Below are 14,995 nucleotides of genomic sequence, written 5' to 3'. Positions count from 1 at the left end.
CGCGCGCTGCGAGACACCGGGATCACGTCGTACCGGGACGGGGGAGCGAAGGCGGCAGTGCGGTACGTGCACATGGCGCGGCTCCCCTTCTCTATCACTCGGCATGAGGCGCGCGGTGCCCCTGTCGGCAGCACGCACGGCGAGTCTAGTGATCAGGCCTTCCCGGGGCACCGGGTTTTCCGGGCCTTGCACCGGGGCGGGTTGACGCCGCGTCACCGGCAACCGGGGCGGCCCCGGCGGCGTCCCACCTCACGGGGGTGGTGTGCGTGCCGGGAGGAGAGCGGCGGCGGATGCGGTGGTTCACCGTGGCCATGCCGGTGGTGGCCGCGGCGGCCGTGTACGGCTGGACCCACTGGTACCTGGCGGGCCCGGCGTCGCCACCGATCGCGGTCGCGGTGACGGGCGGGGCCGTCCTGATCGCCGCCGCGTGCGTGGCGTACTTCGTGCGCGTCGACGGCGGCGGGGGCTTCTTCGGGGTGCTCTTCCTGGCCGTGGGGCTGCTGCTCACCGTGGCGGCCGCGGATCAGGCGACGGCCCGCGCGGAGGTCGCCACCTGTGTCGTGGGCGCGGTCCACACCAAGGTGCAGGCTTCGGCCGGTGAGGGCGGCCCGCCCGAGAAGTCCGTGTACCGCCTCGAACTGCACTGCCCGGACGGCTACCCTGCCGAGCTCAAGGACGACCGCCCCCTCGCGGCGGCGGGGGAGGAGATCGAGGTGGCCTACGATCCGCAGCGCCGGGTCTCCCCGGCACCGGCGGGCGAGACCTCGCCCTGGCGGGCCGGCCTCTGCGCGCTGATCCTCCTCGCCGCCGCGACCGGGCTCGCCCGGCGCAGCGCCCTGCGGCCGGACGTCACGGCCGGGGCCTCGTAGGCAGCCGCAGCACCAGCCGGGCGCCCTCGCCGCCGTCCCCGCCGCCCTCGGCCGTCAGTGTGCCGCCGTGGTGGGTGCTCAGGTCGCGGGCGATGGCCAGGCCCAGGCCGGCTCCGCCGTGGTCGCGGCTGCGCGAGTCGTCGAGGCGGGTGAAGCGTTCGAAGACCCGCTCCCGGTCCGCCGCCGGGATGCCCGGGCCGTCGTCGACGACCTCCAGGACGGCGGTGCCCGGCCGGCGGCCCTTCGTGGTGCGCAGGGTGACGTCCACGCGCCCGTCGGCGTAGCGCTGGGCGTTGTCGACGAGGTTGGTGACGACCCGGCCGAGCCACAGCGCGCCGGCGGTGACCTCGACATCGGGTTCCAGCCACAGCCGTACGGGGACGGGGTCGCCCAGGCGGCTCTCCACCACCTCGCGCACCAGGGCGGTCAGGTCCAGCGGGGCGGTGACCACGGGCTGGGCCGCGTCGATGCGGGCGAGCAGCAGCAGATCGGCCGTGAGGTGCTGGAGCCGTTCGATGTCCTCCAGCGCCCCGCCGATCAGCTCGGGCCACAGGTCCGGGTCCTGGACGGCCAGGGCCACCTCCAGCTGGGTGCGCAGGACGGTGATGGGGCTGCGCAGTTCGTGGGAGGCGTCGGCGATGAACTGCCGCTGGCGGATACCGGAGGCCTCCAGCCGGTCCAGGGTGGCGTTCATGGTCGCGGCCAGCCGGGCGACCTCGTCGCGGGTGGCCGGCACCGGCACCCGGCGGTGCAGGTCGCGGTCGGAGATCTCGGCGACCTCCGCCCGGATCGCCTCCACCGGCCTGAGCGCATGGCCGGTGACGCGCCAGGTCACGAGGGCGACGGTGGCCAGCAGCAGGGGCATGCCGATGACGAGGGCGGCGGTGGTGGTGTCGTCCGCCGCGTCCGCGTCCCGCAGGGAGGCGCCGGCGTAGACGATGGCCATGCCGTCCGGGGTCTGCGTGACGACCTGGACGACCCGCTGCCGGTACTCACCGTCGACCGGGCGGACCCGCCACGTGTGGAAACGGGTCCCCGGGACGCCGGGGGCGGGCGGCGGGAAGGCGGGCACACCGGCCAGGTTCGGGCTGGCGAACAGGATGCGCCCGTCGGCGGCCACCACCTGGACGAAGTCGATGCCGCGGGCAGGTGGACGTACGCGGCCCAGCTTCCCGGTGGCGGCGAGCTGCGCCACGGTCTCGGCCTGCCGCCGGGCGTCGTTCTCCGCGTTGCGGAGCAGGTTCGCCTCCAGCAGCCCGAGCAGGGCGAACGAGGCCAGTGCCAGGGCCGCGGCCACCACCACGCTGGCGCCCACGGTGGCCCGCGCCCGTACGGTGGTCGGCCACATCCGGCGCAGCACCGGCCACCGCCGCAAGGCCGTGACCGAGGACGTACGCACGAGGGTGCCCACGCGCTCGCGCACGCCCGGACGCTCAGCCACCGTCGGCCGCCAGCCGGTACCCGGCTCCGCGTACGGTCTCCAGCGCGGCCCGGCCGAACGGGGCGTCGATCTTGCGGCGGACGGCGCTGACGTGGACCTCGACCACGTTCGGATCGCCGTCGAAGGCGCTGTCCCACACCTGTTCCAGGATGTCCCGCTTGGGCACCACCTCGCCGGATCGCCGGGCCAGGTACTCCAGGACCGCGAACTCCCGCGCGGTCAGCCGTATCTCCGTACCACTGCGGGAGCAGGAGTGCCGGGCGGGGTCGAGCTGCAGGTCGCCGAACCGCATCACCTGGGGCCGTCGGCGGCCCGTGCGGCGGCCGAGCGCGCGCAGCCGGGCGACCAGGACGAGATAGGAGAACGGCTTGGACAGGAAGTCGTCGGCGCCGGTGTCCAGTGCCTCCGCCTCGTCGTACTCGCCGTCCTTCGCCGTGAGCATCAGGATCCCCGACTCGTTGCCGGCCGCGCGCAGCTTCGCGCACACCCGGTAGCCGTTCAGCCCGGGCAGCATGATGTCGAGCACGATCAGGTCGTAGTCGTGCTCCGTGGCCATCCACAGGCCCTGGGGCCCGTCGTGGGCCACGTCCACCGTGAACCCCTCGGACTGCAGCCCACGCTGCAGGGCCACGGCGAGCCGCCGTTCGTCCTCCACCACCAGTACGCGCATGCCGGACAGGATCTCAGTAGTGCTCCGCTGCCGGCTGAAGAGGTCTTCAGGTGGCTTCAGCGGAGCTTCAGCATCCGCTGTACATGCTCTGGAACGAGCCGCGCACCACGCCCGGTTGTCCTGAGGAGTGCCCGTATGACTGATTCTGTCCCGCCGTCCGAGCAGGCCGTGACCGCCCCCGTGACCGCCCCCGAGGCCGGAACCCGTAAGTCCGCGGCCCTGGGCCGTCTCGTCCCCCGCGGCAAGAGCGCCCGCTGGGTGGCGGCGGGCGCGGTCGCCGTCGTGGTCGTCGGCGGGGTGACGGCGGTGGCGGTGGCCGAGCACCACGACCACCACGGGCGCGTCGACCGGGGCCCGCGCATCGCCTGGGCCGGACCCGGACCCGAGGGAGGCTCCCGGGGCGGCCCGCAGGACGCCGGACCGCGGGCCGAACGGGGACCGGCGGCACCCGGCCACCCGGACGGCCCGAAGGTGCACGAGGAGCCGGGCCGCCCCAAGGGCGTCAAGGAAGCCCCGGCGCCCGCACCCATCCCCTCGCTGGCCATCGGCGAGGCGGCCGAGAAGGCCGCCGCGGCCGTGCCGGGCGGCAAGGTGGAGGGCCTGCGCGCCGTCGCCCAGGAGGGGGGCGGCAGCGCCTGGCTGGCCGTGGTCATCGGCTCCGACGGCGTCCGGCACGCGGTCACCGTCTCCGGCACCGACGGCACGATCACCAGCAACACCACCAAGGACCGCTGAGCGCAGCGCTACGGAGTCATGGCCCGGCCCCCGATACCGGTGGCCGGGCCGAGCTGCCCCCGCCACCAGACCTCCATCTCGCCGCCGTTCATGCCCGCCCAGGGCGGGGTCCGCTCGACCTGAGCGCGGCCCAGCCGGCGGGCGAGGGCGACCAGCTCCCGTCCGGCGGCGCCGCGGGTCTCCTCGTAGCCGCGCAGCAGCTCCTCGAAGGACCCGCAGCGGCGCCAGCCGTCGGCGAGGGCGGTGGCGTCCTGCAGTGCCTTGGCGGCTCCGCTCGTGTTGTGCGGGCGTACGACGCTCGCCGCGTCCCCCGCGAGCACCAGCCGTCCGGCGGCGGCGCGCGGGGTCTCCATGTCGTAGATGGGCTGGACGAAGGTGTCCGCCGGGGCGGTCAGCGCGAGCGCCCGCCCCCAGTACGGCGGGAACTCGCGATCGAGCAACGCCGCCAGGTGCCCCGCCAGTTCGGGCGTGAGGCCGCCCGCCGGGAAGCTCGTCGGATCGTCGAGGCGCAGCCCGCCGTCCTGCGGCGGAGCGGCGTAGAGCACCCAGTTCACCCGCGGTCCGTCCGGCCCGGGGATGCGGTAGACGACGCAGGAACCGCCCGGGAAGCAGACCGTGGTGACCGCCTCCGGCGCCGAGTCCGCGACGCTGCCGAGGTCCGCGAGCCGGCCCGCGTCGACGTTGCCGCGCCAGCACACGTAACCGGCGTACTGCGGACGGGAGTCCGGGCAGAGCGCCGCGCGGACCACCGACCGGTACCCGTCGGCTCCGACGACCAGGTCGTACCGCTCCACCGAGCCGTTCGCGAGCCGTACTCCGGCGCCCGGCGTCCCGGTCCCGCTCTCCTCGACGCCCGTCACCGTTTCGCCCTGCCGGTAGACCACCGAGTCCGGAACCGACTCCCGAAGGCCCTGCCAGAGCAGGCCCCAGTGGTAGGAGTGGAAGGGGAACGGCTGCTCCCAGATCACCCGGCCACCCGTCCCGTGGGCGTCGTCCCGGACCACCCAGCGGCGCTGCCGCAGCGGGTGCGCCGCGATCCCTTCGGGCAGCGCACCGCTCGCGCCGAGCTCGACGGCCCGCTCGTCGTGGATGCACAGCCCGAGGCCCCGGTCCTGGAGCCGGCCGCGCGTGCGCTCCAGTACCACGACCTCGCCGGCGCCCGCCCGCGCCGCCGCCGTGGCGATGGCGCAGCCCGCAATGCTCCCGCCGACCACCGCGATCATTCCGCCCCGCATAACCGCCTCCTGCCGAAGTGCACCACGGACGAGACCCGCACAGGGCCGGTCACTCTACTCAGAACGCCGCGCCGTCGTCGGCGCGGTGGCCGGAACGCGCTGCGCGGTCGGCCACCCTGCGCACCATGCAGGCATCAGGCATCAGGCATCAGGCATCCGGCAACCGACAACCGACATCAGGCATCCGGTAGCGGGGAGCGCGCCGGGGCGCGCGCGGGCGGACCGGGGCGCACGGAGAAGCGGATGCACTTCCTCCAGAAGATTTCCGAGGGCCGGCTTGCACGATCGGGCTCGTTTTCCGATGGGGTGGTGATTGGGAGCGCCTGGTGCTCCACGGCTGCCGGTTCGGGGGCAGGCAAGCCGGCTACTCATGATCCACTTGGAAGGTTCCGCGCCGACGTGAATGTTGCCGAGACGGCCGCCCTCGCGCTGTTAGTCACCACTGCCCGTTTTCTCGTCATCGAGGTGTTCAGGGCGCCCATGCGCCTGCCGGGCGCCGGGGTACGGACGGGCACCGGCGGGCCATCCACCGGCCCCCGCCGTGCCGCTCCCCGCGCCCGCCACCATGAGGTCCCCGCCGCCCCGGTGCGCGGGGACGAACAGCTGTGGGGGAGCGTATGAGCGAAGGCGAATTCGATCCATCGGGAGACCGCGCGGTCTCCAACGAACTGGCCGGCGTCCTGCCGGTGGACTTCACCGCTTTCCACTCCCAGCAGCACCGCGCCTATCTGCGCTACGCCCACCTGCAGCTGGGCAACCGCAAGGACGCCGAGGAAGTCGTCGACGACGTGTTCACCTTCCTCCTGAAGGTGTGGCGCCAAGCCCTGAAGGAGGCGAGTCTCCACGGCTTCGCGTGGGCCGTGCTGCGCGAGCACGTCGAGCGGCGGCTGGCGGCCCTGGGCCGGCAGGTGGCGATGGTGGAGACGGCGTGGTTCGCCGCGCTGCGCCGCTCCTCCAGAGAGCGGCTGGAACTGCTGGAGTCGAAACTCGGGCTGTACGCGGCGATCGCGGGCCTGTCCGAGCGGCAGTACGACGTGGTGCTGCTGGCCTTCCTCCTGGGCAACGACTCCGACACGGTCGCCCGGATGATGGGCATCACCCCCGCCACGGTCCGCTCGCACATCCGCGGCGCCCGCCGAACACTGTCCCGCAAGCTCGGGGTGGACTGGATCCCCGGAGAGGAGAAGGACGAGTGAGCGACATGCCCCGCCACCGCGACATGCCGCTGTGCGAACTGGACGCGGCCCTGGAGGACGCGACGGTCCTCGCGGAGGAGTACGCCGGATACGACGAGGGCGCCGCCCGCCGCCGGATCGCCCGGCGGATCGTCGCCGACCGTGCCCGCTCGGCGACCGGCACCACCGGCCCTCCCGGGGCCGTGACCCCGCCGGCGCGCCGGGAGGCCACTTCCGCCACGGCCGACGACCTCGTCCTCGACGCCGCCTGCCACGTACGCGCCGCCCGCGGCCTGGACGACCTCACCTGGTGCCTCGTGGAGAGCCGGGCCTTCGCCGAACTGGCCCTCGACGCCGACTCCTGGCCCCACGGCGTGGACTCGGCGCTGCTGTTCGGCTGCCTGCTCCACCTGGCCGACCGGATGGAGGGCGCGCAGTTCTGGTTCCAGTACGCGGCCGGGGCGGGATCGCGGACCGCCGCCCGCTGCCTCTACCTGCTCCACCTCTCCCGGGCCGAGGTCGCGACCGCCCGTTACTGGAAGCACCAGGCCCTGACCCTGGCCCCGGAAGAGCACCTGCCGCCCCTGCCGCATCTCCCCGAAGACCTCGAAGAGACCCTCGGGGCCTCGGTCATCTGGACCTCCCCGCCCATCACCACCCAGGACCTAACCACCCTCACCACCGGTCCCGGACGGGCCGGTCGACCCCCGTGCCGGCTCCCCGTACGACTGAGCCAGGCACTCATGGCCCGCGCCCGAAAGGAGCACCCCGACCTGGGGGAGGTCTTCACCCCCGGCCCGCAGGTCGCCGTCGCCGTCGCACGCAACGCACGGCTGAACCCCCTGCACCTGACGGAGCAGGCGAACGCGTGGGCGCTCGACGCACTGAAACAACCGCACCTGACCCAGGCCGCCCGGAAGACCCCCGAAGGGCGCCCGGCCCCCGCCCCGCTGGAATCCGTACACCAGGCGCTGCGCGTCCTGGAAGTCATCAACCGCTATTCGGGCGGGGTGAACCTGACCCAGATCGCCCGCGAGACGTCCCTGCCGCAACTGGTCCTCGCCCGGGCCGTGGAGCAGCTGATCCGGGCCGACCTCGTCACCCCGATCGGACCGGACGCGTACGTCGCCGGCAACGCCCTCCTGCCGGCCGAGTCCGCGAACGGAGAAGGACGCGGGCACCTGCGCGAGACCCTCGCCTGGGTGCGGGACGCCGTCGGCGCCGCCGTCTACGTCGCCCGCTACACCGACGGCGAGGTCTCCATCACCCAGTACGCCGACGGCCCGGCCGCCCCCGTGGTCGAGGAGTGGGTCGACTTCCGCGTCGCCGCCCACGCCTCCGCGGTCGGCAAGGCGCTGCTGACCCAGCTCGACTACGACGACCGCACGGACCACCTGGCCCGCCACCGGCTGACCCGCTTCACCTCCCACACCCTCACCAGCCAGCAGGACCTCTTCCACCAGCTCGACAACCGCCCGCCCAACGCTCCGCTGCTCGACCTCCAGGAGTACGCGATCGGCACGGTGTGCGCGGCGGTCCCGATCACCGCGGGCCCGAACGCGGAATGCGTGGCCCTGTCCATCCCGGTCCCCGACCCCGGCCGGCTGAAGCAGGCCGCCCGGATCCTGCAGAGCGAGGCGGCCGCGGTCTTACTCGCCCTGATCGTCGCCGGCAGCACCCCGTCCACGGCACGCCGGCCGGAGGACACCATCCTGTCGCCCACGGCCTAGAAGAAGACACACCCCGGGCCGATCCGATCACCGCGGACGACGGGCCCGCCGCACCTGGGGTGCGGCGGGCCCGTCCGTCGTGTGACACCGGCGATCAGCCGTCCGGTCCCGCCCGCAGGATCTCCGGGCCGGCGGCCTCGCCGAGCAGATCGAGCAGGACCGCCGGGTACAGGCCCCACAGCGCGAAGCGCGAGGCGATGACGGCACGCAGCCAGTGTCCCGTCACCGTCACGCCCGGCAGGACCGGCAGGAGCACGGGCACCGCCTGGACGGCGAATCCGGACGTCACGGTCAACGCGAAGAGCAGGACGGGCACCAGGGCGAGCTCGCACAGGCACACCCGTCTCCCCGGTTGCCCGGCGGCCTGTTCCGCGAACCCCACCGCGGTCCCCAGCGTGTGGCGGCCAGGAACAAGGAGACGGTCGCTGCGGGCAGCAGGGTCACGGCGGCCGGGATGCACCGCAGCAGCCACAGGCGCACCCGGTGGACGGGGTCCGTCGGGGCAGGCCCCGAGGTCCAGCCGGTGCCGGAGGCACACGTACCAGCCGACCCCGGCGACCGAGCCCAGGAACAACCCGAACCCGTGGAGGGCCGCGGAGTCGTCGTACGGGTGTGTGGGGGTGACGGCCCCGACCAAGCCGGGAAGAGCCACATCAGCAGGCTCAGCACGGCCGCCTCGGTGCCTGCCCTGAGCCGGGCCGATGGCGGTGCTGCTCCCGGAAGAGGCGCCCGCCGCCCGCGTCACGGTGGTTGCGGTACGGCGAGAACGAGCCGACGAGGTGCTGGACCAGCCGCAGCTCCAGGGATTCGACGGTCGCGTCCTCGGCGACCACCTCGGAGGGAACGGCGCGGCCGTCGGTGTAGAGCAGCCTCGCCGCGCCCGCGAGCGTCGGGTCGGCGAGGACGGCGGCGGCCGGCAGGTCCGGTCGGGCGGCGACGGCCGCCAGGACCGGCGCCCATTCCTGGTCCTTGGTACGGGAACGCCCCGGCCCCGCCCCTGCTCCCGCTCTCAGAGCTCGGCGAGCAGGCCGGGCAGCTTGCGCATGTCGTGGAAGACGACCGTGTCGGGGCCCTCGAGCCGTGCGGCCGGGGTCAGTCCCCCCGCGTAGCCCAAGGCCCGCATACCGGCGGCGCGGGCCGCCTCGACACCGGGACGGCTGTCCTCGACCACCATGCAGGCCGCCGGGTCGACACCCATCCGCTGGGCCGCGTACAGGAACAGGTCCGGAGCCGGTTTGCCACGGCTGACCTCGGTGGCGCTGTAGATGCGGCCCTCGAAGTGCTCGTACAGGCCGGTGCGACCGAGGGTGTGGCGCATCTTCTCGTGCGAGCCGCTGGAGGCGACGCAGGTCGGCAGGGTGATCGCACCGAGTGCCTCGGGCAGTCCCTCGACGGCGGACAACCCGGTGTCCACCGCGTCGCGGTGGAGCTCTTCGAAGCGCACCCGCCAGAGGGCGGCGGTCTCCTCGCCGACCCGGGCCGCGATGTCCTCGTGGATGGAGGCGGTGGAGCGCCCGATGAACCGGTCCATCACCTCGGCCTCGGTGAGCGGCCAGCCCAGCTCCGCTCCCAGCGCGACCTGGAGGGGCAGCGCGATGCGTTCGGTGTCGACCAGCACCCCGTCGCAGTCGAATATCACGAGTTCAATCGGCTTGATCATTCCCGCAGCATAGAGCGGGGCCGAGGGCGGGCCGTCAGGGGGTGACGAGGGCGAAGTCCGGGTCGGGGGAGTCGAGATGGCGAAGAGTCCGGCGATGACCGCGGGTTGCCGTCGAGGGCCGCACCCTCGTGCCGTAGCAGGTCGTCGGGGTCACGGCGCCGAGCAGGAGTCCGTGCAGGACGAACCGGAAACGGTGACCACGAGGGTCTACTTCTCGGTAACTTGATGTCGTCCAGGAGGGCCGCCGAAAGGAGAGGGCGCGTGGCAGACCACGACCTGAGCGGGTTCGGGAAGAGCACGTTCACCCATGACGGCGCCACCCGCCGGATCCTGCGCCGGGGCACGGGCCCCGCGGTGATCGTGATGGCGGAGATACCCGGCATCACTCCCAAGGTCCTCGAGTTCGCCGAGCACGTCGCGGCGGCCGGCTGCACGGCCGTCCTCCCGGTGCTCTTCGGCGAGCCCGGCCGTGACCCGAATCCCGCCGCCGTCGGCCGGGCGGGCGCCGGCCGCTACCTGGCGTCGACGATGTGGCAGGTGTGCGTGAGCCGCGAGTTCACCCTGTTGGCCACCGGGCGGAGTTCGCGCGTCGTCGGCTGGCTGCGGGCCCTGGCCGCCGCGGAGCACGAGCGCTGCGGCGGCCCCGGGGTCGGCGCCGTCGGCATGTGCCTGACCGGCGGATTCGCCCTGGCCATGGCCACGGACGAGCGCCTCGTCGCCCCGGTGCTGTCCCAGCCGTCGCTCCCGCTGGCCTGCACCGCGAGCCGCGCGGGCGCCATCGACATCAGCCCGGAGGACCTCGCGGTCGTCCGCGGGCGCTGCGAGCGCGAGGGGCTCCAGGTCCTGGGGCTCCGCTTCCGGGGCGACCGGCTCGTACCCGGCGGCCGGTTCGCGTACCTCCGGCGCGAGCTCGGTGACGCGTTCGTCGCCGTCGAGCTGGACGACGGCGCGGCGAACCCGGAGGGCGCCCTCGCGCCGCACTCCGTCCTGACGGAACACCTCATCGACGAACCCGGACAGCCCACCCGGCAGGCGCTCGACACGGTCCTCGACCTGTTCCGGACCCGGCTGCTCGGGGAACGGCCCGCGCCCGTCGTATGACCTGATCGCGCGGCCGAAGTCGTGCGCTGCCGACCGGCCCGGCCCCGCCGGGCCCGCGTCTTCAGTTCCGTTCCCCGGTGATCACCGCGTCGACCTCGACCTCGACGAGCCAGTCCGGATCGATGAAGCGGGACACTTCCACGAAGGTGGTGGCGGGCCGGACGGAGGCGAACCGCTCGCCGTGCGCTCGGGCGGCCTCCTTCCACCGGGTCACATCGGTGAGCATGATGCGGGTCCGCACCACGTCCTCCACCGAAGCCCCGGCGTCCTGCAGGGCCCGCTCGGCGATGTCCAGACACCGTACGGTCTGGGCGTGCACGTCGCCGGGGCCGACGGTGGAGCCGTCGTCCCCGATGGGAGCCGTCCCGGCGACGGCGACGTACCGGCCCGCCCGCACCGCGCGGGAGAAGCCGATCTGCGGCTCCAGGGGTGATCCCGAACCGCCGGTCCGGCGTATGTCTGTCATCTCTTCATGCTGCCAGAGGGGCGACTGACGAGGCCTCATCCCCTCGGGCGCGTTGTGTGGACCCGCAGGACGCCGAGTGGCAATCTGGGTGATATCGCCACAATCACCCTATCCGCGACCCCCCGTACGCCGCGTGGCGCCTTCTGCTTCCCGGGATGCTCCAGTGGTTTGTATATGTCGGCGACCGACGTATGGTGGGGGGCCTGAAGATCCTTCCCGGTGGCAACGGCTTCCGCCGGGGATTCACGTTGCGATGGAGACGGAGCGCTCATGGCCACCAGGAAGAACCTCACCGCGAACCGGGAGTCCCTCGTCCACAAGGTCCGCTACGCCGCGAGCCGCCCGCACCGCATCGCCCCCTACCTGAAGCGGGCCGCCCGCGACCGGTGGCTGGCCTTCAAGCACCCCGACCACGTCAGCTACTACCGGGCCGTGATGGCCTCGGACACCCGCCGCAACCCCGAAGCCGCGGTCGGCAGCCAGACCCACGAACGCTGGCTGGCGCTCGGGCAGATGCAGTTCGACTACCTGCTCGGGCACGGTCTGACGCCCGGGGCGCGCATGCTGGACATCGGCTGCGGCAACCTCCGCGCCGGCTGGCGGTTCATCGACTACCTCGAAGCCGGCCACTACTACGGCATCGACATCTCGCCCGACATCCTCATCGCCGCGAAGCGGACCCTGACCGACCGGAAGCTGCAGGCCAAGGTCCCGCACCTGACCATCACCAGGAACCTGACGCTGGACTTCCTCCCCGACGGCTACTTCGACGTCGTCCACGCCCACAGCGTCTTCTCGCACTCGCCGATCGAGGTCATCGACGAGTGCTTCGCCCACGTGGGCCGCGTCCTGGCGCCCGGGGGCTACTTCGACTTCACCTTCGACCGCACCACCGGCACCGAACACCAGGTGCTGCGCGAGGACTTCTACTACCGCACCCAGACCCTCGTCGACCTCGCCGCCGGGCACGGGCTGGCCGCACGCTTCATGGAGGACTGGGAGGAGCTCGGCCACGGCCAGTCCAAGATCCGCATCAGTGCCGCCGGCGCCGACGCCGGTGCCGAGGTCTGACGCTCGGTTCAGGCGGGGTCCTCGGTTCAGGCGGGGTCTCGGATCGGGCATGGCTTCGGTTCAGGCGTGGCTTCGGTTCAGGCGTGGCCGGCCGTGTCCGGGCGCCTACGTTGCCACAGGCGCACGGCCAGGCCCGTGGCCGCGAGCAGGACCAGGCACGGCAGCGCGGTGTCCTCGCCCACCACCCCGGCGAAGTGGCCCAGGACGAGGAACGGGGCTGCGGCCAGGGTGAACCGGCCGAAGGTGCGGACGCCGAACAGGGCCTGGCGGCCCGCCAGGACCAGGGCGGCGGCCACGGTCACGCCGAACCGCCACAGCGTGATCATGCCGAACCCGCCCGCGTCGAGCAGGGCGAGGAGCACCACGGACAGCGGGGCCCAGACCAGCAGCGCCACGAGGCCCGTGGTGGTCCTGATCCGGCACGGCGGGCGCAGGTCCGGCGGGCAGAGCAACGGGAGGGCGGCGATGGCCAGCGGGGGCGCCAGGTAGGCCACGTGCTCCAGCGGCATCTCCAGGGCTCCCGGCAGCACCGAGACGACCAGGCAGACCGCAGTGCCCGCGGCTCCGGCGAACGCGCACCGCGCGCCGACGGCGAAACGCCCGCTCAGCGCCACCACGGCGCCGACGAGGGTCAGGAGATGGAAGCCGTTCATCGCGTACCCGAGCGGCGTCTCGAAGTCGGGGCGGCCGGTGACGTAGGCGCGGTTGAGGGTCGAGGCCAGCAGGAAGGCGGCATGCGCGCCCGTCGCGGCGAGCGCGAAGGGGGCCGCCGCCGCGAAGAGGCGGCCGCCGCGGTGCGCTGAACCCACCCCCAGGCGAAGCCGCAGCGCGTGCGCCACGATGTCCCCCGCCTCCCGCAGCCGGGTGAACGGGCCGGCGCCCTCGGTCGCCTCCCGGTAGGCCTCGGCTATCTCGTCGCCGAAGGCGCGGCGGAAACCGGCCGGGTACAGGCGCAGCAGCCGGAGGTTCACGCCGTGGCCGTCTCTCCGGAGACGCCCAGGCGGCGCGCGGCCTCGCGCGCGGTGGCGGCGATCCGCTGCGCCTCGGCGCCCAGGCTCTGCCGGCCGGCCGCCGTGAGGGTGTAGGTGCGGCGCAGCCGGCTGTCGACGATCTGCTCCTCGTGGACCTCGATCAGCCCCTGACCCAGCAGGCGCTCCAGGGCGCCGTACAGGGTGCCGGTGCGCATCTTGACGCGGCCGTCCGAGATCAGCTCCACCTCGCGCGCGATCGCGTACCCGTGGCGGGGCTCGTCCGCCAGGGCGGTCAGGAGGAGGAGGGTCGGTTCCTGCATCGCACGATCACTCATGCCTGCATGGTAGGTCACTCACCGGCATATGACGCCGGGGTGCGGGCCTGTCGTGGCGCAGGCCTCCCCGCCGCCACGACAGGGCCCCGCGCCGCACGGCGGTCGTCGGCGGTGTCAGCCGCGGAAGGCCTCCGGGCGGACCGGAGAGGCCTCGGTGAGGGCCTTGGTGACCGCGTCGACGCCTTCCCGGAGCCCGTAGACGGGGGTGTCGGGCTGCTGGCGCCAGGAGTCGTCGAGTCCGCCCGCGTCGACCGTGTCGAAGCCGAGTTCCTCGATGAGGGCGCGGACCGTCTTCTTCGCCGCCGCGTCGTCACCGGCGACGGGCAGCGCCACCCGGTCCGCCGCGCCCGCCGGGCGGTGCCGGTCGAGGATGTCCTGGGCGTACGTGCCGTTGAAGGCCTTGATGACGGGGTGTCCGAGGTGCCCCTCGGTCCAGCGGCTCTCGGTGAGGCCCTCGTCCTCGACACCGGCGATCCGGCCGTCGCGCTGGCGCGGGTAGTAGTTGCCGGTGTCGATGACGGCGAAGCCCTCGGCGGCTTCGTCGAAGAGGCCGGCGGGCAGGTCCGGCACCTTCTTGAAGGGGATCGTGACCACGACGATCTCGGCGCCGCGGGCCGCTTCCGCCACGGTGACGGGGGTGGCGCCGGTCTCCTCGGCCAGGGCGGCCAGGGTCTCGGGGCCGCGCGAGTTCGCCACGGAGACCTCGTGCCCGAGGGCCGTGAGCCGGCGGGTGAGGTTGCCGCCGATGTTGCCCGCGCCGATGATGCCGATCTTCATGAGCTCTCCAGTGCATCCGGAATCAGTGTCGGGTTCGCACCAACCCCCTTCGGCGGCACCGCATTCCGGGCCGCGGTGGCCGCCCCCCGGACGGGCGATGTGATCGGGCCGCCATACGGGGCCCGATCCGTGAGCGAGCGCGTTCCTGACGGGCCCGATACGGCCGGAGGCGTGACTTTTCGGCCATTTTCCGCATTCCGTGAACCGGGCGGGGGCGGGACCGCGTCGGTCAGTGCAGCCATTCAGCACGGGGAAAGGGCCAGTCGATGTCCAAGCTCTCAGCCAAGCGAACCGCCACCCTCACTCTCGCGGCCACGGCCGTCCTCACGCTCGCCTTCGTCACCAGCGCCTCGGCGGACGGCTCGACCGCGCGGCAGGCACCGGCCGCCGCGGCGGCCGCTCCGGCCCCGTCCGTCTCGGGCAGCCCCGAGGGCGCCTTCACCCGGATCGCCGACTTCTACGGCTCCTACATCGACGCGGTGTACGACGGGGACGGCCCGACCGCCGACCGGCTGCGCGCCTTCTACCTCTCGGAGGCCCTCCAGGCGGAGCTGAGGGAGTGGGAGGAGACGCACCACGCGAACGGCGTGCTGCGCGCACAGAACGTGCCGCTCAAGTGGAAGGTCACCTCCACCGGCAGCGGCATGGGCCGGACCAACGCCACGGTCACCCTGACGTGGGGCGGCGATACGACACAGGTCTTCGTACAGGCCGACCTGGCCACCCGCAAGATCGTCTCCATCCGGGACTGACCCGCCC

At 73.4% G+C, this 14,995-nt stretch carries 17 protein-coding genes; 7 read left to right on the top strand and 10 right to left on the bottom strand.

Annotation, left to right across the window (positions count from 1 at the left end; translation table 11 throughout):
- Window positions 1–290: 290 nt before the first annotated feature.
- Complete coding sequence (locus ACGFZK_RS09895; protein WP_393848343.1) at window positions 291–869, top strand: hypothetical protein; 579 nt, start codon at window positions 291–293, stop codon at window positions 867–869.
- Here ACGFZK_RS09895 and ACGFZK_RS09890 read toward each other — a convergent pair.
- Both ACGFZK_RS09890 and ACGFZK_RS09885 read right to left on the bottom strand, forming a co-directional pair.
- Window positions 850–2,217 carry a sensor histidine kinase gene (locus ACGFZK_RS09890; RefSeq protein WP_393848497.1) on the bottom strand — a complete coding sequence of 456 codons (1,368 nt, stop codon included), beginning with the start codon at window positions 2,215–2,217 and terminating at the stop codon, window positions 850–852. The two genes, ACGFZK_RS09895 and ACGFZK_RS09890, sit on opposite strands and share 20 nt — an antisense overlap.
- 85 nt (window positions 2,218–2,302) lie before the next feature.
- Entirely contained in the window at window positions 2,303–2,980 is a 678-nt protein-coding gene (locus ACGFZK_RS09885) for a response regulator transcription factor (protein ID WP_393848342.1), read from the bottom strand.
- A 135-nt stretch (window positions 2,981–3,115) separates the two neighbouring features.
- Here ACGFZK_RS09885 and ACGFZK_RS09880 point away from each other — a divergent pair, with 135 nt between their 5' ends.
- The gene (locus tag ACGFZK_RS09880; protein ID WP_393848341.1) at window positions 3,116–3,715 is read left to right on the top strand and encodes a hypothetical protein; all 600 of its coding nucleotides are present in this window, start codon (window positions 3,116–3,118) and stop codon (window positions 3,713–3,715) included.
- An 8-nt stretch (window positions 3,716–3,723) separates the two neighbouring features.
- Here ACGFZK_RS09880 and ACGFZK_RS09875 read toward each other — a convergent pair whose 3' ends face one another.
- Entirely contained in the window at window positions 3,724–4,950 is a 1,227-nt protein-coding gene (locus ACGFZK_RS09875) for an FAD-dependent monooxygenase (RefSeq protein ID WP_393848340.1), read from the bottom strand.
- A 617-nt stretch (window positions 4,951–5,567) separates the two neighbouring features.
- Here ACGFZK_RS09875 and ACGFZK_RS09870 point away from each other — a divergent pair.
- Entirely contained in the window at window positions 5,568–6,146 is a 579-nt protein-coding gene (locus ACGFZK_RS09870) for an RNA polymerase sigma factor (protein WP_393848339.1), read from the top strand.
- A gap of 878 nt (window positions 6,147–7,024) precedes the next feature.
- Window positions 7,025–7,855, top strand: a complete 831-nt coding sequence (locus tag ACGFZK_RS09865) for an IclR family transcriptional regulator C-terminal domain-containing protein (protein ID WP_393848496.1) — start codon at window positions 7,025–7,027, stop codon at window positions 7,853–7,855.
- 94 nt (window positions 7,856–7,949) lie between these two features.
- Here the strand turns inward: ACGFZK_RS09865 and ACGFZK_RS09860 are convergent, their stop codons facing one another.
- From ACGFZK_RS09860 to ACGFZK_RS09850, 3 genes are all read right to left on the bottom strand, one after another.
- Window positions 7,950–8,237: a hypothetical protein gene (locus ACGFZK_RS09860; RefSeq protein WP_393848338.1), complete on the bottom strand. Its 288-nt coding sequence runs from the start codon at window positions 8,235–8,237 to the stop codon at window positions 7,950–7,952.
- A gap of 280 nt (window positions 8,238–8,517) precedes the next feature.
- Window positions 8,518–8,688, bottom strand: a complete 171-nt coding sequence (locus ACGFZK_RS09855; RefSeq protein WP_393848337.1) for a hypothetical protein — start codon at window positions 8,686–8,688, stop codon at window positions 8,518–8,520.
- Between the two features lie 176 nt (window positions 8,689–8,864).
- Complete coding sequence (locus ACGFZK_RS09850) at window positions 8,865–9,515, bottom strand: HAD family hydrolase (RefSeq protein WP_393848336.1); 651 nt, start codon at window positions 9,513–9,515, stop codon at window positions 8,865–8,867.
- 261 nt (window positions 9,516–9,776) lie between these two features.
- On the opposite strand from ACGFZK_RS09850, the gene ACGFZK_RS09845 reads away from it, so the two are divergent.
- Window positions 9,777–10,616: a dienelactone hydrolase family protein gene (locus tag ACGFZK_RS09845; protein WP_393848335.1), complete on the top strand. Its 840-nt coding sequence runs from the start codon at window positions 9,777–9,779 to the stop codon at window positions 10,614–10,616.
- Between the two features lie 61 nt (window positions 10,617–10,677).
- On the opposite strand, the gene ACGFZK_RS09840 is transcribed toward ACGFZK_RS09845, so the two are convergent.
- A complete protein-coding gene (locus ACGFZK_RS09840; protein WP_393848334.1) occupies window positions 10,678–11,082 on the bottom strand; it encodes a RidA family protein in 405 nt (134 codons plus the stop codon).
- 270 nt (window positions 11,083–11,352) lie between these two features.
- On the opposite strand from ACGFZK_RS09840, the gene ACGFZK_RS09835 reads away from it, so the two are divergent.
- Complete coding sequence (locus ACGFZK_RS09835; RefSeq protein WP_393848333.1) at window positions 11,353–12,153, top strand: class I SAM-dependent methyltransferase; 801 nt, start codon at window positions 11,353–11,355, stop codon at window positions 12,151–12,153.
- 77 nt (window positions 12,154–12,230) lie between these two features.
- Here the strand turns inward: ACGFZK_RS09835 and ACGFZK_RS09830 are convergent, their stop codons facing one another.
- The 3 genes from ACGFZK_RS09830 to ACGFZK_RS09820 all read right to left on the bottom strand — a co-directional run bounded on the left by ACGFZK_RS09830 (window position 12,231) and on the right by ACGFZK_RS09820 (window position 14,485).
- Entirely contained in the window at window positions 12,231–13,124 is an 894-nt protein-coding gene (locus ACGFZK_RS09830) for a hypothetical protein (protein ID WP_393848332.1), read from the bottom strand.
- The gene (locus ACGFZK_RS09825) at window positions 13,121–13,459 is read right to left on the bottom strand and encodes a PadR family transcriptional regulator (RefSeq protein ID WP_393848331.1); all 339 of its coding nucleotides are present in this window, start codon (window positions 13,457–13,459) and stop codon (window positions 13,121–13,123) included. The genes ACGFZK_RS09830 and ACGFZK_RS09825 overlap by 4 nt, the downstream gene beginning before the upstream one ends.
- 114 nt (window positions 13,460–13,573) lie before the next feature.
- Window positions 13,574–14,485, bottom strand: a complete 912-nt coding sequence (locus ACGFZK_RS09820) for an NADPH-dependent F420 reductase (RefSeq protein ID WP_393848330.1) — start codon at window positions 14,483–14,485, stop codon at window positions 13,574–13,576.
- 17 nt (window positions 14,486–14,502) lie between these two features.
- On the opposite strand from ACGFZK_RS09820, the gene ACGFZK_RS09815 reads away from it, so the two are divergent.
- On the top strand, window positions 14,503–14,988 hold the full coding sequence (locus ACGFZK_RS09815; RefSeq protein ID WP_393848329.1) for a hypothetical protein: 486 nt from the start codon (window positions 14,503–14,505) through the stop codon (window positions 14,986–14,988).
- Window positions 14,989–14,995: the final 7 nt, after the last annotated feature.

Origin of the sequence: Streptomyces sp. NPDC048257, from assembly GCF_043201855.1 — a bacterium.
Lineage (GTDB): Bacteria > Actinomycetota > Actinomycetes > Streptomycetales > Streptomycetaceae > Streptomyces.
Note: the sequence above shows the minus strand (reverse complement) of the source record. Positions and strands in the feature narration are given on the sequence as shown.